Below are 24,550 nucleotides of genomic sequence, written 5' to 3'. Positions count from 1 at the left end.
ATTTACCAACTCCATTTTTTATTTCCATTATTCCCCTTTGAAAGCACGTTTAAGCTTTCCGAATAAACTATCATCCTGCTCTTCTTGTCCTGCAAATTCACGTAATAAATCTTTTTGCTGCGAAGTCAATTTCGTCGGTACAACAACACGAACGACTACATATTGATCTCCTTGGCCGTATCCACGTACGTTCGGAGCACCTTTTCCTTTTAAGCGGAATTCTGTTCCAGTTTGTGTTCCTGCTGGAATTTTCAGCTTCACTTTACCATGAACAGTAGGAACTTCCACTTCATCACCAAGCGCCATTTGCGCAAATGTTAATGGCATTTCGCAAATAATGTGATCTCCTTCACGCTCGAAGAATTCATGATTTCTTACATGAACGACAACATATAAGTCTCCTGCTGGTCCGCCATTTACGCCGGCTTCACCTTTTCCAGACACACGAATTTGTTGACCATTATCGATACCCGCTGGAATTTTAACATTGATTTTTTTACGTTTACGAACTTTACCTGAACCGTGACATGTCGTACATTTTTCTTTAATAATTTGTCCAGTTCCTGAACAATGACCACAAGCTTGACGATTTACGATACGACCAAACGGTGTGTTTTGTTCTACACTCACTTGACCAGAGCCTGAACAATGTTTACATGTTTCTTTTGAAGTTCCTGGTTTTGCTCCACTACCTTTACAAGTATCACATGGATCTTCTACTGGAATTTCCACATTTAATTCCTTACCAAAAATAGCTTCTTCAAAATCTAAAGTGACTTGATATTGTAAGTCAGCACCTTGGCGCGGAGCATTTGGATCACGACGTCTGCCGCCGCCACCGCCAAAGAAAGAACTAAATATATCTTCAAAACCGAAGCCACCGCCGAAGTCTCCTCCGCCGCCAAATCCACCGAATCCTTGATTTGCACCAGCATGACCAAATTGATCGTACTGTGCACGCTTTTGATCATCACTTAACACTTCGTATGCTTCTTGTACTTCTTTAAACTTTTCAATTGCATTTTCTTCTTTGCTTACGTCTGGATGGTATTTTTTAGCCAAACGACGATACGCTTTTTTAATTTCATCTGTTGAAGCGCCCTTGCTAAGTCCAAGGACCTCATAATAGTCTCGTTTACTCATAAATTTACAACCCCCGAATCTTTCACATAAACGTAATTTTAACACCGAAAGAAAGTGCTTTGCAACAAAGTTTCCTCACTTACAGTATGCAAAGCGAAAAACTTAAGATCCTCACACATCGCTTCTCATTCGTGAAAAAAGTCAAAGTCAAGGCACGCTTGACTTTGACTTTTTGTCATCTTACTTATTATGTTTACAATTGAATTACTTGTCTTCTTTTACTTCTTCAAACTCAGCGTCAACTACATTGTCTTTCTTTGCGCCAGCATCTTGTGCACCTTGCGCACCTTCTGCTTGACCAGCAGCTGCTTGAGCCTGCTCGTATAATTTAACAGTTAATTGTTGTACGATTTCTTGTAAAGCATCTTTTTTCGCACGAATTTCTTCAAGCTCGTTTTTCTCAATTGCAGCTTGTAATGCTTCTTTCGCTTCTGTTGCTTTTGCAACTTCAGCTGCATCTACTTTACCTTCTAAATCTTTTACAACTTTGTCTGTTTGGAATACAAGTTGGTCAGCTTCGTTACGAAGTTCAACTTCTTCCTTACGTTTTTGGTCAGCGTCAGCATTTGCTTCCGCTTCTTGTACCATACGTTCTACTTCTTCATCAGAAAGACCTGAAGAAGATTGGATTGTAATAGCTTGCTCTTTGCTTGTTCCTAAGTCTTTCGCACGTACGTTAACGATACCGTTCGCATCAATATCGAATGTTACTTCGATTTGTGGAATACCACGTGGTGCTGGTGGAAGGTCAGTTAATTGGAAACGACCTAACGTTTTGTTGTCAGCCGACATTGGACGCTCACCTTGTAATACGTGAATGTCTACTGCTGGTTGATTATCAGCAGCTGTCGAGAATACTTGTGACTTACTTGTTGGAATTGTAGTGTTACGCTCGATTAATTTCGTGAACACGCCACCCATAGTTTCAATACCTAAAGAAAGTGGAGTTACGTCTAATAATAGAACGCCTTCTACATCACCAGTAAGTACGCCACCTTGAACTGCAGCACCTAATGCTACAACTTCATCAGGGTTTACACCTTTATATGGCTCTTTACCAGTTTCACGTTTAATAGCTTCTTGTACAGCTGGGATACGAGTAGATCCACCAACAAGAATAACTTTATCTAATTCGCTTGGAGCAAAACCAGCGTCTTTTAATGCACGACGAGTTGGCTCTAATGTTCTTTCAACAAGACCTGCTGAAAGCTCTTCGAATTTCGCTCTTGTTAACGTTAATTCTAAGTGTAATGGACCAGCAGCTCCAGCACTAATGAATGGTAATGAAATTTGAGTTTGTGTTACACCAGAAAGATCTTTTTTCGCTTTTTCAGCTGCATCTTTCAAGCGTTGAAGCGCCATTTTATCTTGGCTTAAATCAATGTTATTTTCTTTTTTGAACTCAGCTACTAAGTGATCGATGATAACTTGGTCAAAGTCATCGCCACCAAGACGGTTGTCACCAGCAGTTGAAATAACTTCGAATGTGCCGTCTGCTAACTCAAGGATAGATACGTCAAATGTACCGCCACCTAAGTCATATACTAAGATTTTTTGTTCTTCGTCTTGTTTTTCTAAACCGTAAGCAAGTGCTGCTGCTGTTGGCTCGTTAATGATACGCTCAACTTCTAAACCAGCAATACGACCAGCATCTTTCGTTGCTTGACGCTCTGCATCGTTGAAGTATGCAGGTACTGTAATAACAGCTTTCGTTACTGTTTCACCTAAGTATGCTTCAGCAGAAGCTTTTAAGTTTTGTAAAATGATTGCAGAAATTTCTTGAGGTGTATAATCTTTACCTTCAACTTCTACTTTGTAGTCTGTACCCATATGACGTTTAACAGACATGATTGTATTTGGGTTTGTAATTGCTTGGCGCTTTGCAACTTCCCCAACTTGACGTTCTTCATTTTTGAAAGCTACAACAGAAGGTGTTGTACGGTTTCCTTCTGGATTTGGGATAACCTTTGGTTCTCCACCTTCCATAACAGCTACACAAGAGTTTGTTGTACCTAAGTCAATACCGATAATTTTACTCATGGCGAATCCTCCTAGTTTTATGTAAATTATTGATTTACTTTTACCATTGATGGGCGAATCACACGGTCTTTTAGTTTATAACCTTTTTGGAATTCTTCCACAACCGCGTTTGATTCAAATTCACTATCTTCCACTTGCATAATAGCTTGGTGTTCATTAGGATCAAACTGTTTACCAACAGCTTCAATCACTTCCACACCTTCTTTAGTCAGCGCTTCTAACAATTGACGATGCACCATTTCCATACCTTGTAACAAGGATTTCGTTTGCTCATCAGTCGCTTCCACTTGCATTGCTCTTTCAAAATTATCAAGAGCTGGCAAGATGTCTGAAACTAGACTTTGTGCTCTATATTTTTCAGCAGCCTGTTTATCCATTTGGACACGGCGCTTATAATTTTCAAAATCAGCTTGTAGACGTAATGTGCGACCTTCCGTTTCCGTTAGTTTCGCTTGTAGCTCATCTACTTTTTCTTGTAAAAGAGCAGCCTCACTTTTTTCTTCTACAGTTTCTTCACTGTTTTCTGGTGTGACAGCTTCTTCAACTTGCGCTTCTTTTACTTCTTCTACCACTTGTTCGTTACGCTCTTCCACAATATTCACCTCCTTAAAAGGTATTAGGTATCATGCATAGCATGATTACCTAAGCATTATATATTACACACAGCAATGAAAATTTCATCACTTGAGCGAATGTATTACTCTCATTTACTTTTTAAGTCCATCAGTAAATTGTCTCGTAAATAACTGTAACAAACTAATTACACGAGAATATTGCATTCTCGTAGGACCTAAAATAGCAATTGTTCCAAGTTGCTCTTCGCCGATCGAATATGTTGCAGAAATTAAACTACAATCCTCCATAGCCGTCGAAGAGTTTTCCCTACCAATTTTCACTTGAATCCCGACTTGTTTATGACGCAAAATGTCATAAAATTCGGCTTCATTATCAATCATGGTAAGTAAAGATCTAACCTTTTGAATGTCATGGAACTCTGGCTGCGAAAGCATATTTGCTTTTCCTCCAAAGTATATCTTTTCCGATAACGGAACTTGAAATGTACCATCCAACATTTTTATTGCACTATCGTAATTATGAACATACCCACGTAAAACTGTAACAATCTCCTTAAAGATTTTATTATGAAGTTCTTCCATCGGTACGCCAGATAGCTTTTCATTTAAAATATTAACCATTTTTTCTAAATCTGATAAATCAACAGATTCCGGAACGGTAATCGTTTTACTTTGTACATGCCCTGTATCGGTTACAATAATAGCGACAGCAGTTTGACGATCAAGCGGCACAATTTGTACATTTTTAAGTTTATTTGTACTTAACTTCGGTCCAAGAACAATGGCCGTATAATTCGTAAGTTCTGATAAAATTTGAGCAGATTGTTGTGCAATTTTTTCCGCTTCAAAAATTCTTTCAGCAAATAAATCTTTAATTTGTACAATTTCAGCGTTCGGTAAGTTTTGCGGTGCTAAAAGATGGTCTACATAAAATCGGTAGCCTTTCTCAGAAGGAACACGTCCAGAAGAACTGTGCGTTTTTTCAATAAAACCTAATTCTTCTAAGTCCGCCATTTCATTTCGAATAGTAGCTGAACTAAATGTAATTTCATCTTTTTTAGCCAACGTTCTAGACCCAACGGGCTGCGCTGATCCAATAAAGTCATCAATAATTGTTTGTAAAATTAAGAGCTGACGTTCCGTAAGCATCTCATCATCACCTCTGTTAGCACTCTTTGTCTTTGAGTGCTAAATCTATTAATAACTTACCAAAATTGACATTCAATTGTCAACGGAAACGTCACGAAATAATGAAACTTTTTCACGCCTATGGAACATTTAATTAGTCAATCAAAAATGATTGGAATACTTCATTCCCTAATAATTTTCCTTTTCGCGTTAAACGCACATGTCCATCTTCCTCTTCAAGCAATCCCTGCTCTTGGTTGCTTTGTAACTGCTTCGCGAAAACTTGATCCATCTCTACATTAAATTTATTGCGGAACGCCGTTTTAGAAACACCTTTTGTTTTTCGAAGCCCTAAGAACAGCTCTTCTTCCATTCTTTCTTTCTCCGTCACTTTGTGAACATCTAAATACGGAAATCCTGTTTCATCCATTTTATTAAAATATTGCTTCAGCGGACCTACATTTTGAATACGTTCCCCGTTCACATAACTATGAGCTCCAGCTCCAAATCCATAATACTCTTCATTATTCCAGTATGTGAGATTATGTCTACTTTTATTGTCACCTTTTGAGAAATTACTAATTTCATACTGGTTATAACCGTGTTTCTCCATTTCATCCATTACTATTTCATACATTTTCGCTTCATGGTCTTCACCCGGAAGACGCAATTTCCCTTTGTTCATTAAGTTATAAAACACTGTTTTAGGTTCCACAATTAATGAATATGCAGAGAAATGTTGTACACCAAGCGTAAAAGCAATATCTAATGTTTCTTTTACATCTTCTATTGTCTGTCCTGGCAAAGCATAAATAATATCTACATTAATATTTTTAAATCCTACTTCCTGCGCTTCTCGAATCGCGAGGAATGCATCTTCCCTCGTATGCTTGCGCCCGATTTTCTCAAGCAGTTCATCACGGAACGTTTGCACACCAAAACTAATTCGATTCACTCCACCTTCTAGCAGTACATTCAACTTCTCTTTCGGCAGATCTCCTGGATTCGCTTCAAATGTTAATTCACAATTTGGGGCGAACGGACGCAAATGACGATTAATAATCTCGAGTAATTTTTTTGTCTGTTCCATATTTAACGCTGTCGGAGTTCCCCCGCCCACAAAAATCGTTTTTATACTATCAAACGGAACTTTTTGAACCGTATTTATTATTTCCTTCTCTAAATAATCTAAATATTGATCAACCGGTTGGCGTTCAATAAACACTTTATTAAAATCACAATAGTGACAAATGTGCTGACAAAACGGAATATGAATATATGCAGCTTGTACCAAATATAACTCCTACCTTTCTAAAAAGAAAACCTCCGCACTCCGGAGGGTTCTCTACTTCTCTAACGTATTACGAATTTGTTCCATTCGCATTTTTCCCCAATCATACATCATTTCAACGATCGGTAAAAGTGACATGCCTAGTTCCGTCATATAATACTCAACGCGAGGAGGAATTTCGGGATATACTGTCCGATCAACAATTCCATCTTCCATTAACTCTTTTAATTGGTTCGACAAAACTTTATGAGAAATGCTTGGGAATAACCGTTGTAATTCACTGAAACGATGTGGTCCTTCCACACCAAGATGCCACAGTATCACAACTTTCCACTTTCCACTAATAATAGAAAGCGTCAATTCCTTTTCACAATTAAAATTACCATTTTGTATTTTATCTTGAATATCTTTTCGAATATTTTCGGACATTAACAATCTCCTAACTCTATATGAACTAAAAAGCTCTCTCATTATTGTAAATGAGAGCTGCTCAGATGTCTAAAAAGTAATTATACAGAAAAAAGAAGCCGCACAAACGACTTCTTTTTTATTTCAAATATTAGTTGTCATCCATTTTCAGTACAGCCATAAATGCCTCTTGCGGTACTTCTACAGAACCAACAGACTTCATACGTTTTTTACCTTCTTTTTGCTTATCAAGAAGTTTACGCTTACGAGAAATGTCACCGCCGTAACATTTTGCAAGTACGTTTTTACGCATCGCTTTAATTGTAGAACGTGCTACAACTTTATTTCCGATAGTCGCCTGAATTGGCACTTCAAACTGTTGTCTCGGAATTAATTCTTTTAATTTCTCTACGATTACTTTACCACGGTCATACGCTGAATCACGGTGTACGATAAATGATAAAGCATCCACTTGTTCATTATTTAAAAGAATATCCATTTTCACAAGTTTAGATGGTTTATAGCCAATTAACTCGTAGTCAAATGATGCATACCCTTTCGTATTTGATTTCAATTGATCGAAGAAGTCATATACGATTTCTGATAACGGGATTTCATATGTTAATGTAACACGCGTTTCATCTAAATATTGCATATCAATAAACGTTCCACGTTTACCTTGGCAAATCTCCATTACAGCTCCAACATAGTCATTCGGAACCATAATTGAAGCCTTCACAAACGGCTCTTCTACACGATCGATAGACTGTGGATCTGGCATATTAGATGGGTTATCAACAATAACATCTTCACCGTTAGTTAAATAAACTTTATAAATAACGCTTGGCGCTGTTGTAATTAAGTCAATCTTAAATTCACGTTCAATACGTTCTTGAATGATTTCCATGTGAAGAAGCCCTAAGAAACCACAACGGAAACCAAATCCTAGCGCTTGAGATGTTTCTGGTTCAAACTCAAGAGCAGAATCGTTTAACTCTAATTTTTCTAATGCATCACGTAAATCGTTATAACGAGCAGAGTCAATTGGATACAGACCACAGAATACCATCGGATTTAACTTACGGTAACCTGCTAACGGCTCTGCAGCTGGACGTTTCGCATGTGTAATCGTATCACCAACACGTGTGTCACCAACATTTTTAATCGATGCTGCTAAGAAACCTACATCACCTACTGTTAACTCGTCACGTTGCGTAGTTTTCGGTGTAAATACACCTACTTCTGTTACTTCAAATTCTTTACCCGTTGCCATCATACGTACTTTATCGCCAACTTTTACTGTTCCATTTACAACACGGATATAAGCAATTACACCGCGGTACGGATCATATAAAGAGTCGAAAATCATACATTGTAATGGCTCTTCTGAATCACCCGACGGAGCTGGTACTTTTTCAACAATTTGTTCTAAAATTTCTTCAATACCAATTCCAGCTTTCGCAGAAGCAAGTACCGCTTCTGATGCATCTAAACCAATTACATCTTCTACCTCTTGACGTACACGTTCTGGATCCGCACTTGGTAAGTCGATTTTATTAATAACTGGTAAAATTTCTAAATTGTTATCAAGCGCTAAGTATACGTTTGCTAACGTTTGCGCTTCAATACCTTGCGCTGCATCTACTACAAGAATCGCGCCTTCACAAGCCGCTAAACTACGAGATACTTCGTACGTAAAGTCGACATGTCCTGGTGTATCAATTAAATGAAGAATATACTCTTCACCATCTTTTGCTTTATAGTTTAATTGTACTGCGTTTAATTTGATTGTAATACCACGCTCACGCTCTAAATCCATAGAGTCAAGCAACTGAGCTTTCATTTCGCGTTGTGTTAACGCGTTTGTTTTCTCTAAAATACGGTCTGCTAACGTTGATTTTCCGTGGTCAATATGAGCAATAATAGAGAAATTACGAATTTTGGACTGTCTTTTTGCTCTTTCTTCTTTATTCATCTATGTTCTCAACTCCTAATAGTCTCGCCAATATACACTAGCACTGATTATATCAATAGAGCAACAAAGATTCAATGAAAACTCGTGCTGCTTACGATACAAATCATTCTATCTATATCTTATGCGAATAAACCATAAGAGACAAACCCTTTTCAAATTTTAAAACGGCTGTCCTACAAATCAGTAAAACAACCGCCTCCCATGTTACTCTTAGCTAAAAATTCCTTTTATTTTCCCAACAACTATATCCGTCCCGAACTTCGTCATTTCATAAGCTACACTTGCTACCGCCATCCCAATTCCTTCTACAACATTAAAACTTCTTAAACGTTCTAATTGCTGTTGTTTTTCTGAGGCCGAAAACGAGCTACCCAAAATTTCTGATTCAGCACCTGTACTTTCTGTCCCTGTCATATGAGCTATTTGTTCATATGACAATTGCTGATAGCCTTTCATACTTTTCAAACCATGATTAGCAAGTGCCACTCCTGCTATCATCATAAGTAAACATAAAGCTACACTACATATACACAAAAGCGCAAAGCGACTCAAACCATAATCATCTGTTCCCCTCAATGTGTATATGCTCCCGTATTATCTTGATCAATTTGATGATGTAGCGCTGCATTTAAACCACTCGCTATTACATTCGCCATATCCTCAATAAAAGTATCTACTTCTTTTGGGGTTACCATTAAATTATGACCAAGAGGAGATAGCACTTCATAAATCAGCCTTCTTTTTTCTTCTTCTTCCAACGTACCAACAGCACCTAAAAACATATTTCTGCTCTTTTCATCTGGCATATCTTCTTCTGTTAATTTTTTCTTTTCTCCAAATGAAAATCCCGCTGGTAACAAAGATCGTGAAGGTTTATTTCCTTCTTTCATCTCTCGACCAAAATGTTTCAAAATAAAATCAATCGTATCACTTGTAATCGAAACAGCATCGACCACAGTCGGAACACCAATTGCGATAACAGGGATACCTAATGTGTCTTTACTTAGTTCTTTACGTTTATTCCCAACCCCTGATCCAGGATGGATTCCAGTATCAGAAATTTGTATCGTGCTATTTACTCGTTCAATAGAACGAGCAGCTAATGCATCAATTGCAATTACAAAGTCCGGGTTCGTCTTCTCAATAATTCCATAAATAACATCGCTCGTTTCGATTCCTGTAATCCCCATTACCCCCGGCCGAATTGCACTAACAGGCCTAAATCCTTCTTCTACACTTTCAGGCTGCAATTGAAACAAATGTCTCGTTACTAATACATTTTCTACAACTATCGGTCCAAGAGCATCTGGTGTTACATTCCAATTCCCAAGACCTACAATTAAACAGCTTGCTTCTTTTGTAACTCCAACCTCTTCTAAGAAACAAGAAAATTCTTTTGCAAAAATACGCTCCACTTTTTGTTGAAGTTCTGTATCTTGCTGACGTATCCCTTGTACTTCAAGTGTTAAATAATTTCCAGGTTTTTTCCCCATCGCTTCAGAGGCAGCTTCATCAATCGTTACTTTTGTAATTATAGTACCTTCTTCTTCTCTCTCTTTTACAATAACTCCCTGTATCCCTTTTTGTTCTTCTTGGCTTTCTTGCAACATTTGATGAGCTTCTACAGCAAGGTCAGTTCTAATGCTATATTTACTTAAATCTAATGGTTCTTTCATCGTATCTCCTCCGTAATTCATAGTAAATATCGTTAGATTTCCCAAAGTTATATAAGGTCATTCTTTCCTTTACGTGAAATTTCATGGATATACTATTGCAATTCTCTTCACCGTTTGATAGAATATCACTTGTTCTATGTAAGAATCGAGTCATTCGATTGCACCAGGGAGGTGAAAAGTATGGCAAACATCAAATCTGCTATCAAACGCGCTAAACTTAGCGAAGAGCGTCGTGCACATAACGCTTCTATCAAGTCTGACATGCGTTCTGCTGTTAAAACTGTAGAAGCTTTAGTTACTAATAACGATCTTGAAAATGCTAAAGAAGCTTTCAAAACTGCTTCTAAAAAACTTGACAAAGCAGCTCGTAAAGGTCTTATCCACCAAAACGCTGCAGCTCGTCAAAAATCTCGCTTAGCGAAACAAGTAAACGCGTAAGGCGTTTAAAAAACGATCCATTTGGATCGTTTTTTTATATACAAAAAAGTTCATGCACTAAGTGCATGAACTTTTTTGTGTCATCACATATGATTTAATCGCATTAAGAAAAATTCGAGCACAAGCTTCTTATCCATCTTTCCCGTCTTCATACTATAATCAGCTTCCGCTAATTCTATAATCACTTTTTTTAACTCTTCAAAAGAAAAAAACTTCGTTTGATTCATTGCTAACTTTACACGATACGGATGTACACCAATATGAGACGCAATTTGATTTTGTCCATAACCACGTTGCTGTAGCTCTTTCACTTGATACAACAAGCGGAATTGACTCACTAATAACGCAAGCAATTTAATCGGCTCTTCCTGCTGCGTAAATAATCCATCCAAAATTTGCATTGCACCTGCAATATCTTTTTTCACCACTTTTTCTGTCAAAGCAAATACATTTTGCTCAACTGATTTTGGCACAAGCTCTGCAACAAGTTTCGTCGTAATCTCTCCGCCCATACCAACGTATAACGTTAACTTGTCCATTTCCTTCGCCAACATCGTTACATTACTTCCCACAAGCTCTAGCAACAAACTAACAGCCGCGTTATCAATATGCACATGCACTTCATCTGCACGAGCAACAATCCACTTCTGAACATCCTGTACTTGCATCGCATTCGCTTCTACTACATCTGCTGTTTTCTTTAATAGTTTTGTAATTTTTTTTCGCTCATCAAGTTTTTCGTAAGGCGCAACAAAAACAAGAATAGAAAATGGAGAAGGTTCACCAATGTATTCTTCTAAAATTTTTATATTTTGCTCTAACTTTTCTTTTTGCGAAGTCAAAAATAGCGGTGATTTTATTAACAGTACTTTCCGTTCTCCGAAGAAAGGAAGCGTACGCGCATCCTCAACCACATCTTCTAAATACGCTTCTTCTAAATCGTATGTCACAACATTAAACTCTCGATCTTCTTCTTCAAGTGCTTCTGTCGTAATAAGCTTTATCGTTTCATTTATAAAAAAAGCTTCCGTTCCATATATTAAATATAACGGAGCAAACTGTTTCTTTTTAATTTTTTTATGTATATCACTCATACTTTTTCCTACTCCCTAACTTGGCAATATATATTTATACTAATGCCCTAGCTTTTGTTTTACAAGTACAAAGGAACAGGCTTTATAACCCGTCCCTTTATTTATATTAAACGCCACGCAATAAGCCCCGGGTTTCTTATTGGTGTGCGGTAATCACCTTCCCTTTATTATTCGCAATAAAAATTTGAGTATAAGTGCCAACTGTTAACATGCTTGGAAACGAAAAACTCACATTACTTCATGATTTACAAGTAACAAAAAAGCTCGTTTTCTCTTCATATGGAAATTGTAGATTTTTTTCTGACAATATTTTATACTAAAGTGGAATGTTGGGGAGGGATTCTAAATGAATGATTTTGAACAAAACGTTCAAAGTAAACGCAATGACGCTATTGATTCAGGGGTAGGATTTATCGTCTCATTTGGTTTTTTCGCAACACTTTTCATCATTGCAACTGTTATTAAATTTATCGGTTCTTAAAGACTGCCACTTCATGGCAGTCTTCTCTTTTTCATCTATTATGTGTTTTATCATATGTGATTTTACTTTTAAAGGTTCCATTTTCCCCTTTAAAAACATAGGAAATAGCACCTTGCTTGTCCGTGCGCCATATCGCACTCCCCATCTTCTCAAAACGCTCTATCACTTCTTTATGCGGGTGTCCATACCTATTCTGCTTACCAACAGATATAATCGCTACACGAGGCTGTATGACGTTCAAAAAAGGCTCTATAGATGACGTATTACTCCCATGATGAGCAACTTTTAAAACATCCACTTGTAAATCTGGATATGCCTCTACTAAAATCTTTTCCCCTTCTTCTTCCAAATCGCCTGTAAATAGCCACTTCAACCCTCCAAATTTTGCCCATATTACAATTGAAGCGTTATTTTCGCTTTTTTCTTTTCCTTTTGGAGCTAAAACGAAAAATTCCGCTTCATTTACACTCCAACTCTCCCCTTCCCCCACTTCAGTTATTTTCATTTCCTTTTCTAATGCCTGTTTCTTTACTACTTTTTCTAATACTGCATCTTTTCCCTTTCGGCCAAATACCACTTCTTTTACAGGTATATATGATAATAATTCTTGCGCAGCACCTATATGATCTGCATCTCCATGCGTTACGATTAATTTATCAATTGTTTTAATACCTTCTTTTTGTAAAAAGGGTATTAAAACATCATTTCCAACAGAAAATTCATGCTTTTTTTGTTGCCATTCTTCCTTATTCACACGAAGCGTTCCACCTGTATCAATAAGATAAATCCCTTTATCATACGGAAGGCGAATTAATATTGCATCACCTTGTCCAACATCAATAAATGTTACACTTCCGCCGCCTCTAAAATATGGATATATATAATGACATGTGCTAATAAAAAGAAATACACTCGCAACTATACAAACTATTTTTTTCGGCGCTCTCCGTTCCCAAACCATCAATATGCTGACAATACTGGCGCAATATACAGCTACAAGATTGAAGGGCGTTTCCCCGAAGATAAGCTGGGTAAATGGTAAACTTTTACAATAACTTAGAAAATCATTAGACATACTCAAGCCTATTGATAATACATCGGCAAATCCTTTTGCGAGAAACGGGACAATTGGCATACACAGTAAAATAATAATGCTACATGGTAATACAATGATAGATAAAAACGGAACGTATAAGAGATTGAGGAGAATGCTATATGGAGAAAAATAACCAAAGTGGTATAACAAAATCGGAGTACTAACGAGCTGTGAAATGATAGAAATATAAATAGAATTTCGGATTACTCCGTTGCTACTCTCTAACAATAACGGAGCAGACAAAAGTAAAGCGAAGCTACCTACAAAAGAAAACTGAAATCCAATATTAAAAACAAGATAAGGGTCATATATAAGCATGCATATAGCTGTTACACTTAAAGCATCTAAACTAGATAAACGAATCGAGCACATAAAAGCAATTAACATCAAAACTCCTGTTATAGAAGCTCTTATAACAGAGGGTGACGCCCCTGCTAAAACCATATACAAAGGAATACAAACGATAAGGCAAATTGTTGCTACCTCCCTTGTCACACCGCTTCTTAGCAAAATAAAATATACTATCACCATTAACAGTACAATGTGCGAACCTGAAATTGCTAACAAATGTACAAGACCAAATTGTTGATATTGCTCTTCCACTTCAAACGTCATTTGTTGTCTATCACCAAATAGTAATGCATTCATAAAAGCACCTGATTGCTCTGGAAACATTTCTGTAACTTTCGAGATTACTTGTTGCCTCAAAAGAAGAATCCATTGCGTGAGCGACAGTGATGTTTTATAGCATTCAGAAATATATGTAGCCTCAAATGTGAAATGAATATGTTGTTTGTATAAATAATCACGGTAATTAAAACCATGAAAATTCCGAGCTGTTTCCGGTTCTTTCCTCTCACCCTCGAATACACATGATATCCCTGCGTATAATTGTTGCATTTTTTTCTTTTCCAAGACTGATTTGATTCTATAACTTAACTGCACTATATTTTTATTCTGATCTTCAAATTGAAAAGATAGGCGATCCCCATTAACAAGCGGTGTATTTTGTATAACCCCTCTTGTAACTCCATAGGACTCCCCTAGAGGCTTATTCCACGTTTGAACATAGGAAGTGTATATGGCGCTATTAAAGCACGCTACAATACAAAAAATGAAGGTTTTACGCGAAGTGCGATATAAACAGAAGAAAACATTTAAAAAGAGGCAAAAAACTATCAATAAAAGTGACGAGGAAAAGGCAATTGCAACCCCTATTATAAATGAGATTGCAACATACCCCCATTGTTCCTGCAACTTATACTCACTCCTTATAGCATCATTTTTGCTTTCGTGAATACATGCTGTAATTCTTCCATTGATAAATTATCTTTTTCTAAAGACGCAAATAATTCTTTCAACTCTGTATAACGTTTTTGCTCCTCTAATGCAGCAATATCATATTCTAGCGGAACGTGCTTCACTGTTACGTTCGCTTGTTCAAATAACTCTATGGCGTATGGATGATTTTTATAATCCTGCGCATAATAAACCGCTGTAATACCACTTTGAATAATTGCCTTACAACATTGTAAACAAGGGAAATGCGTAACGTAAATTTCTGCTTCCTCTGTTTTCGCACCAAACTTGGCACATTGTAATAAAGCATTCATTTCGGCATGAATTGTCCGAACACAATGATTATCGATTACGTAACAACCATCATCTATACAATGTACGCCACCTTTAATTGAACCATTATACCCACCAGCAATAATTCGTTTATCGCGAACGATTGTCGCTCCTACCGCAAGCCTTGTACATGTACTACGCAAAGATAGTAGATGGCTTTGCGTCATAAAATATTGATCCCATGAAATTCGTTCCATATTTTTCACCTACTTTTTTGTCTACTTGTAGTGTAGCGAAAGAAGAAAAACTTCGTCAATCTTTTACGGAATAATAATTTGACCTTTTATCTTTTCAAGAGACTTCGCACCAATCCCATCAATCTCTAATAAATCTTCTATTTTCTGAAATGGACCATGTTCTTCTCGATATTTCAAAATACTTTCTGCCTTTCGAGAGCCAATCCCTGTAATTTTTTCTAGTTGTTCTTTCGCCGCTGTATTTATTCGAATCTTGCCATCTTCCTTAGAAGAAGTAAGCACCCCTTGTTCTGACTCATTTTTACTCGGTATATAAAGAAGCATTTGATCTTGTACAATTTGTGCTAAATTTACTTTTTTCATATCTACTTCTGATAAAAAACCACCAGCCTTTTGAACCGCATCCTTTACACGATCTCCTTCCTTCATTTCATATACCCCTTCTTTACTAACCGCTCCTTTCACATCAATTATAATTGTTCTTTTCTGTTCCTTTGTATCCGATATTTTCGGTTTACCCTTTTTTTCTATCTCCTTCTCTTGTACATTCATTGTAATAGGCGTTCGTTCTACATTCTGATTCGTTTTCCAAAAAACAAGAAAAAGTAAAGTTCCAATAATAGCTACTAAACCCAACCACTTTTTCGGAAAATCCCACATCATTTTACACCTCTAATCATAAATTTATAACATCATTCATATTGTTTAGGAGAAAGCTGTTACGAAGGAGGGATGAAACTTTGAACATAGGAATTATAGGGACAGGAAACATGGGAAATATACTAATCGATGCATTTTTAGAAACCCGTGCTGTCAAACCTTCTTGCCTTACAATCATTAATCGGACGCCCGCAAAAGCATATCATATAAAAGAAAAATACCCTTCTGTTCAGATAGCAAAAACAATCCCGGAAGTAATCGAACAATCACAACTTATTTTTATTTGTGTTAAGCCGATAGATATATACCCTATCCTAAAAAAATACGCTGAACATTTTTCTGATGAAACGTGCTTAGTTTCTATTACAAGTCCAATATCTCCATCACAATTAGAGACTCTCGTACCTTGCCACGTCGCGCGTATCATTCCAAGTATCACAAATCGCGCTCTCTCTGGCGCCTCACTATTTACATTTGGAGATAATTGCTCTGAAGAATGGCAACAAAAACTACTTCGTCTATTCAAAAACATTTCTACACCTCTTGTAATAAAAGAAGATATAACGCGCGTTTCATCTGATATAGCAAGTTGCGGTCCTGCTTTCTTTAGTTATTTACTACAATGCTTCATTAACGCTGCGGTAGATAAAACAAATATTACACACGAAGAGGCTACTACTTTAGTAAGTGAAATGGTCGTGGGGATGGGGAAATTACTTGAAAAAGAAATCTTCACATTACCTACCTTACAAGAAAAGGTTTGCGTGAAAGGCGGCGTTACTGGGGAAGGCATTCGGGTTTTAGAAGAACACGTTGGAGATATGTTCCATAAGTTAATCGAGCGAACACATGAAAAATTTGATGAAGATTTAGAATGCGTTGATCAGCAATTCAATAAACACACATAATAAATACGTCATTTTCATTCCAAATCCTTTTTATAAATACTTACTTTTTTACAATACATTTTCACTTCAACTACTATTCCCACACTTTACGCATACGATCTTTAGATTATGCTAGAACTAAAAATACATCTTCTTTATAAAACAAAAGCAACCTTCTCGGTTGCTTTTGTTTTTATCCGTTTTTCTTCGCCATGAAGAAAATACGCTCTGTTTGTTCTGTAACTTCAAGTCGCTCAAAATCACCTGTTACACGAAGCACTGTAAAACCTGCTTCTTCAAGCCATTTCGTTAACTCTTCCACTTGATATGCACGTTGCACGTGACATTCGTCAAACCGATGGTACACATCTTCTTCTGGATCTTGAACAAAGAATGTTAAATCATGCTCTACACTATTTGATTCTTCACCAGGGAAGCAATTCCAAATAAGAGATATTTCTTCTCCATTCACTGTATACGTTTCATTTTGAAATACATGATGTATTTTATATAAAGAGTGTACATCAAATAAAAACAAACCATCTTGACGTAAATGGTGAAATACTCTTCTAAATGTTTCTTGTACTCCATCTTCTTGCAATACATAATTTAATGAATCACAAAAAATCGTTACACAGTCAAACTCACCCGGAACATCAAGCTCGCGCATATCTTGTTGGTAAAAAGGAATAAAATGCCCTTCTCCGCCTAGTTTTTGCTGAGCGACTGTTAACATTTCTTCTGAAAGATCGACACCTATTAAATCGTAACCCTTTTGCACAAGCGGCAGGGTTACATTACCTGTACCGCATGCTACATCAAGAATTTTTGCCTCTTTCATACCTGCCTGCTGTAAACTTTCCTCTGTAAATTCCACCCATTTATCATAAGGGACATCATTCATTAGTTCGTCGTACAACAATGCAAATTGTTCGTATTTCATTGGCCTAACTCTTCTGTAATATCTTCACGTGGCACATCGCCCCATAGACGCTCTAAATTATAGTGATTACGCTCATCTTTATGGAATACATGAGCAACTACATCTCCAAGATCAACTAATACCCAACGTGCTTCGTCAAACCCTTCCATACGTTGTACGTCGATTTGGAACTCATGTGCTTTTGATTTAATTTCACGTGCAATTGCTTGCACTTGTTTATCTGAATTTCCGTGACAAATAATGAAATAATCTGCAATTGGTGAAATACCTTGCATATTTAGGACAACCATATCTTCTGCTCTCTTATCATCAGCTGCTTTTGCCGCTAATACTAATAATTCTTTATCGTTCATTTACTCATTTCCTCCTTGATAACTGCATTGTATGTTTGGAATGTTAATGGATAAATCGTCTGATCTTTTTCCATTAAAAATTGAATTGTTCTCTTTAACGCAAATAATAGGGCTTGATTTATATCCGTATATGCGAGTTTACGAGCCTCTTCCACTCCTGGAAACTTTCGCCCAGGTTCAATGTAATCAGCTACATAAATCACTTTATCTAACATCGTCATATTCTCATGACCACTTGTATGATATGTAATAGCTTGCAAAATTTCAGAATCCGTAATGCCTACTTCTTTTTCTACTAAGTATGCCCCAACAGGTGCATGCCATAACTCTTTGTTATAGCAAAGTAAATCTTTCGGCAAATCTTCACGTTTAATAATCTCTTCCATTTCTGAAATTGCTCTACATTTCGCATAATCATGGAATATAGCTGCCATCTCTGCTTTTTTCTCGTCCACACCGTATAACTTAGCAAGCTCAATCGCTGTCTCCATTACACCAACTGTGTGTATATAACGTTTTTCATGCATTTGTTGTTTGACAATATGCAGTGCATTCTCACGATTCATACAACCCATTCCTCTCGATATATACCTGTACTTTTTCAGGAAGTAAATATTTACACGTTTTCTTCTCTTTATATCTCTCACGTAATAAGGATGAAGAAACTGCAAATTCCGGAATTTCCACTGTAGTAATCTTATATGGTGTATGCAATGTATACCCAGGTCTTGCAACTCCAACAAACGTTACAAGATTAAGTAAAGCTTCAATGTTATACCACTTCGGTAAATATTCAACCATATCCCCACCAATAATAAAGTGAAACTGCACATCCGGATACTTCTTCGTCAATTGTAACATAGTGTCATACGTATAAGATGGGCCCTTCCTACTTAGCTCTTCTAAACAAATAGAAAAGTGTTCTTCTGCCTCAGTCGCGAGCTCTAACATATGTAAACGACTTTCTACACTTGTAATATTCCGCCCTTGTTTATGTGGCGGAATCTGGTTTGGCAAGAACCATACTTCTTCCAAGTTCAAAGCGTGATATACTTCATTTGCAATTAGCAAATGTCCATAGTGAGGCGGATCAAATGTACCGCCAATGATGCCAATTTTCCTCAAAAGAAACGCCCCTTCCTTTTATATACAGCAACTCTCCTCGGTTAGAAATGAAGAGAGTTGCTATTAATAAAAGTTCAATTGGTTTCGCTCTCTACATCATTACGCATCAGCGATAAAAATAGCGCATGCTAATCTTTTTATCGAGGAAGCTTAATTTGTTTATTTTCTCTTGATTCTTTGTATAAAACGATTGTGCTTCCAATTACTTGAACGATTTCAGCACGTGCACCTTTTGCAAGTTCTTCCGCAACCTCACGGCGATCAAATTCACAGTTTTGTAATACACTTACTTTAAATAACTCACGAGCTTCTAAAGTATCTGCAATTTGTTTAATCATATTTTCATTTACTCCGCCTTTTCCTACTTGAAAAATTGGTGTTAAATGATGTGCTTGTGCACGTAAAAATCTTTTTTGTTTTCCTGTTAACATATATGTTAGCCTCCAAGCTTTTCTATAACTAATTGTTTCATTCTTTCGATATTTGGGGTGCGTCCTGTCCACATTTCAAATGCAAGTGCTCCTTGATAAACAAACATATCAATACCATTTTGAATGATTGCACCTTGCTCTTTTGCCTCACATAAAATTTTCGTTTCAAATGGATTATAAATTATATCTGATACAATCGTTCCTTTTTTTAACGAACAAATTTGTAATGGCGTATATTCTACGTGCGGATGCATACCTATCGTTGTCGTCTGAATGATAATATCATAATTTCCTTGTTCTTCTGTCGCTTCTTCTAACGACAAAGCAACAGAATTAACATCGGCCGTACGTGCAGCAATAAGTTCCTTCGCCTTATTTACTGTACGATTGGCTACATCAATCTCTTTTACACCTACATCAGCAAGAGAAAAATAAATAGCTCGGCTAGCACCACCTGAACCAAGTAACAAAATACGTTTCCCTTGAAGTGGTTCATTACTAATTGACTGCAGCGCTCGAACAAAACCAATCCCGTCTGTGTTATAGCCAATTAATCTTCCATCCTTATGAACCACTGTATTTACTGCACCGATTTTCCTTGCCAATGGGTCAATCTCATCCAAATACTCCATAATAGCAACCTTGTGCGGAGTTGTTACATTAAATCCTGAAATACCTAATGCTTTTAAACCTCTTACTGCTTCCCCTAGCAATTCCTCTTCAACAAGGAACGCATGATAATGGGCATCCATATTCAAGTGTTCAAATGCATCGTTATGCATAACGGGTGATAATGAATGTCCAATTGGATTTCCGATTACACCATATAATTGTTTCATAAATCCCTCTCCATATTAAATTAAAGATTTACGTAGTGAAACACTTACTCCTTTTGGTACGTGTGCAACAATTTTTGCTCCTGGTTCGTTCACAGTAACCCATCCTAATCCAGAGAATACAACATCCGTTTTAGGTTCACGAATATTAAATTCGTATTTCACTAGCTCAGGCATATTTGCTAATTCTTCTGGCGTTGGTGGGCTTAGTAAATCCCCGGCATGATTTTTATATAATTCATCTGCTTTCTCAAGCTTTGTACGATGGATTGTTAATCGATTCGAGAAGTGACAAGTAAATGCACGACGACCACCACTTACATAATCAAAACGTGCCAATCCACTAAAGAATAACGTTTGTTCTTCATTTAATTGGAATACCATCGGCTTAATTTCTTTTGTTGGTGTAATAAGCTTTAAGCTTTGCTTTCCAACATAATGAGCCATTTGGTGATGGTTAATAATACCTGGCGTATCATATAAAGAAGACTCTTCGTCCAATGGAATATCAATTAAATCCAGTGTTGTTCCTGGGAAATGAGATGTTGTAATTACATTTTCAGTCTCATCACTAAATTCTTTAATCATACGATTAATAAATGTCGATTTCCCTACATTCGTACATCCAACAACATAAACATCTTTGCCGCCGCGATAATACTCAATAGCATCTGCTAGTTCAGCAATTCCTTGTCCCTTCGCGGCACTAATTAAAAAGACATCTTCTGGTTTTAATCCTAGCTGCTTTGCACTATAGCGCATCCAATGTTTTACTTTATCATGTTTTACTGACTTTGGAATTAAATCAGCTTTATTTCCCACAAGTAATACTTTATTATTCCCTACGAAACGATGTAAGCCAGGTAACCAGCTACCATTAAAATCAAAAATATCTACAATTTTGACTACTAATGCATCTGATTTTCCAATTCCATTTAAAATGCGTAGGAAGTCATCATCTGTTAACGATACATCTTGAATTTCATTGTAATGCTTCAAGCGAAAACAACGTTGACAAATGACTTGTTCTTTTTCTAAAGATGAGGCAGGAGCATACCCCACTTCGTTTTTATTTTCTGTTTGAATTTCTACACCGCAACCAATACATTTAATTGTTTCAGTCAAACTTTATTCCTCCCAGTTAATTAAACCTTTTTTCTTCATATTTTTCATAATTCTTCGTTCAATTTTTCGATTAAAGCGCGTTACTAATCCGTCCGTTTGTGCTACCGGTACAACTAAAATTGTATGAAGGCCTACTCGGTTTCCACCAAGCACGTCAGTCAGTAACTGATCTCCAATTACTACAACTTCATCTGGCTGCAAACGCATCTCTTGTATCGCACGCTTAAATGCGCGAACAAATGGTTTACGTGCACTATGAATAAATGGAATACCTAATGGATCAGCAAAATCTTTCACACGTTGCTCATTATTATTTGAAACAACCGTTACTTGAATGCCTTGCTCTTTCATTTCCAAGAACCATTTTTCAAGTTGCGGCGTTGCATTGGGACGATCCCATTCAATTAAAGTGTTATCTAAGTCAGTAATAACGCCTTTAATCCCACGTTTTTTTAAATCTTCTGGTTGAACATGATATACATTTTTCACATATTCATTTGGTAAAAATAGTTTCAATTTCTTTCACCTCTTTGAGGATTTTTCATAAAATTTTTCGACAACATTTTTCGATATATAACCTGTGGATAAAATTGTACACATTTTCCACATTAATTTTGCAGTTAATTTGGAATTTACTAACAAACTATACACACTTTATCCACCTAGGTATGTGGATAACCACTCGTTTGTGACTGTCATATTTTTTTGGTACATTAAATGCATCAACGAATCAATCCTTATATTATTAGGAGGTGACTCACCTTGAAAACAAAACATATGGAACAGTTATCCACTGAGTTACTCACTGAGTCTTATTATAAAGCAAAAGAACTAAAATTAAATCCCGACTTCATTTTACTTATAAAACAAGAAATCATTAGACGCTCATTAGAGGACAAGCTTGTCAAATCATCTTGATTACATATAAAGTGAAAGTTTAATCAGCCCTTACCAATCAAACAGTTAAAGGATAAATTATTAGATGCCCTGTAAAAAGAGCCATCCTACGATGGCTCTCGAATAAACAAGTACTCCCATCTAGGGGATTTCATCATTAAGTATCTTTGCCCATAACTCTTACTTACGGTTATAAAAGCTTTTCTTTATTTATGAGCTAAGCGAGTAGCTATTTTTTCACCAAGACGAAGCTCTTGTCCACTCTTTAATTCCTGCACTACTTCTATCATATCTTTTTCAAACAATAACACAACTGTTGAACCAAATGTAAAGTATGCCATTTCTTCACCTTTTTGAACAGTGTCTCTCTCATGCAAAAGCTCAATACTATTAACAAACATAGCACCTACTTTTACAAGAGCCATATGCTCGCCATCACTGCTTACTTCTGTAACAGAACGATAATTTTTTGACAGTGGTTCTTTCCCGTATTCCATACCAGCTGCATTTACCGGATATGATTTTCTACCGAGTACAAATCTTTCAGTCACAGAACCAGAAAGCGGACTATGAATGCGATGATAATGACTTGGACTCAAATAAATTACCATATATGTACCGCCTGCATATCGCGTTGCACGTTCTTCATTACCTAGCATATCCACGATTGAATAGCGCTTTCCTTTAATATCAAATGTTTTTGTATCCTCAATAGGACCATGATCTGCAAAAACACCATCAACAGGACTAACGATACTCGATGCATCTGTATCAATACTACGCTTTTCTTCTTTTAGCTTACGCGTAAATAATTCATGCAATGTTCTATATTCCTTCAAACCCTTTTCCATCTCATCTTGATTAATTTGAAAAACTTTCGCGTACGATGGAATAATGATAGAGCTCAAACGAGATTGTGCAAATTTACGTAATATATAAGAAGTAAAGCGACCATTTGTAAGTTCTATCATAAGTCGATATAATGTACGTCGCAAATTGCGAAACCCCCTAATCAGTCTATAACTTTAGTTTTCCCTTCTTTTCTTTCTATATCATATGTAAAATTGGTTCTTATTCCCACATATCATATAAAGCAGCCTTATTATATATACAGAAAACTAAGTATGGTATTATTCTTAAATTATTTAGCACCTTCTAATATTACAGATAGAATCCGTCATTTTCAACAGTGAACATGTATTTCTTCTTAGCATAACGCGTTTTCTTTTCTTATTTACAATAAGAAAAGCAGCCCATTTTAAATATGGCTGCTTCTAATACACTTTACTCTTTCGCTTTTTTCTCTTTCTCTGCCCTTACAAACTCGTGGAACATTTTCATTAAAGCACGCTTTTCAATCCGTGATACGTAGCTTCTAGAAATACCAAGCGCCTTAGCGATTTCCCGCTGTGTTTTCTCCTTATCTAGCCCAAGTCCAAAACGTTTCACAATCACTTCTTTTTCTCTTTCGTCTAAAATATCGATATACTCTTTAATTTTTTCTAACTCCATACTAAGCTGAATCATATCAATTACATCTTCAGACTCTGATTTTAATATATCAATAAGCGATATTTCATTGCCCTCTTTATCTTGCCCGATCGGATCATGAAGTGAAACATCTTTTTTCGTTTTCTTTAGTACACGTAAATGCATCAAAATTTCATTTTCAATACAGCGTGCTGCATACGTCGCAAGCTTCGTTCCCTTTCCTGCAGAATAGCTCTCGATCGCTTTAATGAGCCCGATCGTACCAATTGAAATTAAATCTTCTGCATCTTCTCCTGTGTTCTCAAATTTTTTAACGATATGAGCTACAAGCCGTAAATTATGTTCAATTAAAAGATTTCTCGCTTGAGCATCACCTTGCTCCATTAACTCTAAGTACTTTCTCTCATCATCTGATGATAACGGCTGCGGGAACGCATTGTTCTTCACATAAGAAACAAAGACAAACACTTCTCGAACCATATATCCAATTGCGGCGAATAGACTCAAACCTTTCACCTCCGCCAAAATAGTGGTCTTTATTATGTGTATGTGGGCGTGAGGTTGTTTGTGTCTGTACAGTTTATTTATAAAACTCAACACTTCTAACATTTAAAATATTTTATCGTTA

Annotated in this window: 27 protein-coding genes; 4 read left to right on the top strand and 23 right to left on the bottom strand. The window is 36.6% G+C overall.

Annotated elements, in window-relative coordinates; genetic code table 11:
- Window positions 1-27: 27 nt before the first annotated feature.
- From dnaJ to gpr, 9 genes are all read right to left on the bottom strand, one after another.
- Window positions 28-1,143: a chaperone protein DnaJ gene (gene dnaJ / locus ACQGSG_RS04535; RefSeq protein ID WP_000043947.1), complete on the bottom strand. Its 1,116-nt coding sequence runs from the start codon at window positions 1,141-1,143 to the stop codon at window positions 28-30.
- Window positions 1,144-1,347: 204 nt separating this feature from the next.
- Window positions 1,348-3,183 (bottom strand): chaperone protein DnaK, encoded by a 1,836-nt coding sequence (gene dnaK, locus ACQGSG_RS04530; RefSeq protein ID WP_000034700.1) that lies wholly within the window; start codon window positions 3,181-3,183, stop codon window positions 1,348-1,350.
- A gap of 26 nt (window positions 3,184-3,209) precedes the next feature.
- Window positions 3,210-3,776: a nucleotide exchange factor GrpE gene (gene grpE / locus ACQGSG_RS04525; protein ID WP_000392711.1), complete on the bottom strand. Its 567-nt coding sequence runs from the start codon at window positions 3,774-3,776 to the stop codon at window positions 3,210-3,212.
- Window positions 3,777-3,890: 114 nt separating this feature from the next.
- Entirely contained in the window at window positions 3,891-4,907 is a 1,017-nt protein-coding gene (gene hrcA, locus ACQGSG_RS04520; RefSeq protein ID WP_000954941.1) for a heat-inducible transcriptional repressor HrcA, read from the bottom strand.
- A 133-nt stretch (window positions 4,908-5,040) separates the two neighbouring features.
- Entirely contained in the window at window positions 5,041-6,180 is a 1,140-nt protein-coding gene (gene hemW, locus ACQGSG_RS04515) for a radical SAM family heme chaperone HemW (RefSeq protein ID WP_098605434.1), read from the bottom strand.
- A 51-nt stretch (window positions 6,181-6,231) separates the two neighbouring features.
- On the bottom strand, window positions 6,232-6,606 hold the full coding sequence (locus tag ACQGSG_RS04510) for a winged helix-turn-helix transcriptional regulator (protein WP_001293539.1): 375 nt from the start codon (window positions 6,604-6,606) through the stop codon (window positions 6,232-6,234).
- Between the two features lie 130 nt (window positions 6,607-6,736).
- The gene (lepA, locus tag ACQGSG_RS04505) at window positions 6,737-8,560 is read right to left on the bottom strand and encodes an elongation factor 4 (RefSeq protein ID WP_001030951.1); all 1,824 of its coding nucleotides are present in this window, start codon (window positions 8,558-8,560) and stop codon (window positions 6,737-6,739) included.
- 210 nt (window positions 8,561-8,770) lie between these two features.
- Complete coding sequence (locus ACQGSG_RS04500) at window positions 8,771-9,136, bottom strand: YqxA family protein (protein ID WP_001215034.1); 366 nt, start codon at window positions 9,134-9,136, stop codon at window positions 8,771-8,773.
- Window positions 9,133-10,236, bottom strand: coding sequence for a GPR endopeptidase (gene gpr / locus ACQGSG_RS04495; protein WP_000662616.1), 1,104 nt, complete (start codon window positions 10,234-10,236; stop codon window positions 9,133-9,135). Before gpr ends, ACQGSG_RS04500 begins: the two co-directional genes overlap by 4 nt.
- Window positions 10,237-10,416: 180 nt before the next feature.
- On the opposite strand from gpr, the gene rpsT reads away from it, so the two are divergent.
- Window positions 10,417-10,674 carry a 30S ribosomal protein S20 gene (rpsT, locus tag ACQGSG_RS04490; protein ID WP_001274011.1) on the top strand — a complete coding sequence of 86 codons (258 nt, stop codon included), beginning with the start codon at window positions 10,417-10,419 and terminating at the stop codon, window positions 10,672-10,674.
- Between the two features lie 83 nt (window positions 10,675-10,757).
- Here rpsT and holA read toward each other — a convergent pair whose 3' ends face one another.
- The gene (holA, locus tag ACQGSG_RS04485; protein ID WP_001279908.1) at window positions 10,758-11,768 is read right to left on the bottom strand and encodes a DNA polymerase III subunit delta; all 1,011 of its coding nucleotides are present in this window, start codon (window positions 11,766-11,768) and stop codon (window positions 10,758-10,760) included.
- Between the two features lie 346 nt (window positions 11,769-12,114).
- On the opposite strand from holA, the gene ACQGSG_RS04480 reads away from it, so the two are divergent.
- A complete protein-coding gene (locus ACQGSG_RS04480) occupies window positions 12,115-12,249 on the top strand; it encodes a YqzM family protein (RefSeq protein WP_000997609.1) in 135 nt (44 codons plus the stop codon).
- A 31-nt stretch (window positions 12,250-12,280) separates the two neighbouring features.
- Here ACQGSG_RS04480 and ACQGSG_RS04475 read toward each other — a convergent pair whose 3' ends face one another.
- The 3 genes from ACQGSG_RS04475 to ACQGSG_RS04465 all read right to left on the bottom strand — a co-directional run bounded on the left by ACQGSG_RS04475 (window position 12,281) and on the right by ACQGSG_RS04465 (window position 15,837).
- Window positions 12,281-14,602: a DNA internalization-related competence protein ComEC/Rec2 gene (locus tag ACQGSG_RS04475; RefSeq protein ID WP_325842920.1), complete on the bottom strand. Its 2,322-nt coding sequence runs from the start codon at window positions 14,600-14,602 to the stop codon at window positions 12,281-12,283.
- Window positions 14,603-14,616: 14 nt separating this feature from the next.
- Window positions 14,617-15,174: a ComE operon protein 2 gene (locus tag ACQGSG_RS04470; RefSeq protein WP_000439773.1), complete on the bottom strand. Its 558-nt coding sequence runs from the start codon at window positions 15,172-15,174 to the stop codon at window positions 14,617-14,619.
- 63 nt (window positions 15,175-15,237) lie between these two features.
- The gene (locus ACQGSG_RS04465; protein ID WP_000989929.1) at window positions 15,238-15,837 is read right to left on the bottom strand and encodes a helix-hairpin-helix domain-containing protein; all 600 of its coding nucleotides are present in this window, start codon (window positions 15,835-15,837) and stop codon (window positions 15,238-15,240) included.
- Between the two features lie 77 nt (window positions 15,838-15,914).
- Between ACQGSG_RS04465 and comER the strand changes: the two genes are divergently transcribed.
- Window positions 15,915-16,742 carry a late competence protein ComER gene (comER, locus tag ACQGSG_RS04460; RefSeq protein WP_001020560.1) on the top strand — a complete coding sequence of 276 codons (828 nt, stop codon included), beginning with the start codon at window positions 15,915-15,917 and terminating at the stop codon, window positions 16,740-16,742.
- 172 nt (window positions 16,743-16,914) lie between these two features.
- On the opposite strand, the gene ACQGSG_RS04455 is transcribed toward comER, so the two are convergent.
- The 8 genes from ACQGSG_RS04455 to ACQGSG_RS04420 all read right to left on the bottom strand — a co-directional run bounded on the left by ACQGSG_RS04455 (window position 16,915) and on the right by ACQGSG_RS04420 (window position 22,050).
- Window positions 16,915-17,664 carry a class I SAM-dependent methyltransferase gene (locus ACQGSG_RS04455; RefSeq protein ID WP_000873074.1) on the bottom strand — a complete coding sequence of 250 codons (750 nt, stop codon included), beginning with the start codon at window positions 17,662-17,664 and terminating at the stop codon, window positions 16,915-16,917.
- The gene (gene rsfS, locus ACQGSG_RS04450) at window positions 17,661-18,017 is read right to left on the bottom strand and encodes a ribosome silencing factor (RefSeq protein WP_000998193.1); all 357 of its coding nucleotides are present in this window, start codon (window positions 18,015-18,017) and stop codon (window positions 17,661-17,663) included. The genes ACQGSG_RS04455 and rsfS overlap by 4 nt, the downstream gene beginning before the upstream one ends.
- Complete coding sequence (gene yqeK / locus ACQGSG_RS04445; RefSeq protein ID WP_025709769.1) at window positions 18,014-18,583, bottom strand: bis(5'-nucleosyl)-tetraphosphatase (symmetrical) YqeK; 570 nt, start codon at window positions 18,581-18,583, stop codon at window positions 18,014-18,016. Before yqeK ends, rsfS begins: the two co-directional genes overlap by 4 nt.
- Window positions 18,573-19,142, bottom strand: a complete 570-nt coding sequence (nadD, locus tag ACQGSG_RS04440; RefSeq protein ID WP_001226048.1) for a nicotinate-nucleotide adenylyltransferase — start codon at window positions 19,140-19,142, stop codon at window positions 18,573-18,575. The genes yqeK and nadD overlap by 11 nt, the downstream gene beginning before the upstream one ends.
- Before the next feature lie 137 nt (window positions 19,143-19,279).
- Window positions 19,280-19,573: a ribosome assembly RNA-binding protein YhbY gene (gene yhbY, locus ACQGSG_RS04435; RefSeq protein WP_000955224.1), complete on the bottom strand. Its 294-nt coding sequence runs from the start codon at window positions 19,571-19,573 to the stop codon at window positions 19,280-19,282.
- Window positions 19,574-19,578: 5 nt separating this feature from the next.
- Entirely contained in the window at window positions 19,579-20,412 is an 834-nt protein-coding gene (aroE, locus tag ACQGSG_RS04430; protein WP_098021299.1) for a shikimate dehydrogenase, read from the bottom strand.
- A gap of 15 nt (window positions 20,413-20,427) precedes the next feature.
- Complete coding sequence (gene yqeH / locus ACQGSG_RS04425) at window positions 20,428-21,534, bottom strand: ribosome biogenesis GTPase YqeH (RefSeq protein WP_000140799.1); 1,107 nt, start codon at window positions 21,532-21,534, stop codon at window positions 20,428-20,430.
- Between the two features lie 3 nt (window positions 21,535-21,537).
- Window positions 21,538-22,050: a YqeG family HAD IIIA-type phosphatase gene (locus ACQGSG_RS04420; protein ID WP_000765314.1), complete on the bottom strand. Its 513-nt coding sequence runs from the start codon at window positions 22,048-22,050 to the stop codon at window positions 21,538-21,540.
- A gap of 246 nt (window positions 22,051-22,296) precedes the next feature.
- Here ACQGSG_RS04420 and ACQGSG_RS04415 point away from each other — a divergent pair, with 246 nt between their 5' ends.
- On the top strand, window positions 22,297-22,452 hold the full coding sequence (locus tag ACQGSG_RS04415; RefSeq protein WP_000850094.1) for a sporulation histidine kinase inhibitor Sda: 156 nt from the start codon (window positions 22,297-22,299) through the stop codon (window positions 22,450-22,452).
- Window positions 22,453-22,637: 185 nt separating this feature from the next.
- On the opposite strand, the gene ACQGSG_RS04410 is transcribed toward ACQGSG_RS04415, so the two are convergent.
- Together ACQGSG_RS04410 and sigK are read right to left on the bottom strand one after the other, a co-directional pair.
- Complete coding sequence (locus ACQGSG_RS04410) at window positions 22,638-23,426, bottom strand: phosphatidylserine decarboxylase (RefSeq protein WP_098021298.1); 789 nt, start codon at window positions 23,424-23,426, stop codon at window positions 22,638-22,640.
- A gap of 289 nt (window positions 23,427-23,715) precedes the next feature.
- Window positions 23,716-24,429, bottom strand: a complete 714-nt coding sequence (gene sigK / locus ACQGSG_RS04405; protein ID WP_000051382.1) for an RNA polymerase sporulation sigma factor SigK — start codon at window positions 24,427-24,429, stop codon at window positions 23,716-23,718.
- Window positions 24,430-24,550: the final 121 nt, after the last annotated feature.

This window comes from Bacillus sp. GMa5/1 (assembly GCF_050172015.1).
Classification (GTDB): Bacteria; Bacillota; Bacilli; order Bacillales; family Bacillaceae_G; genus Bacillus_A; species Bacillus_A cereus.
This window is presented reverse-complemented; position numbering and strand designations above follow the sequence as displayed.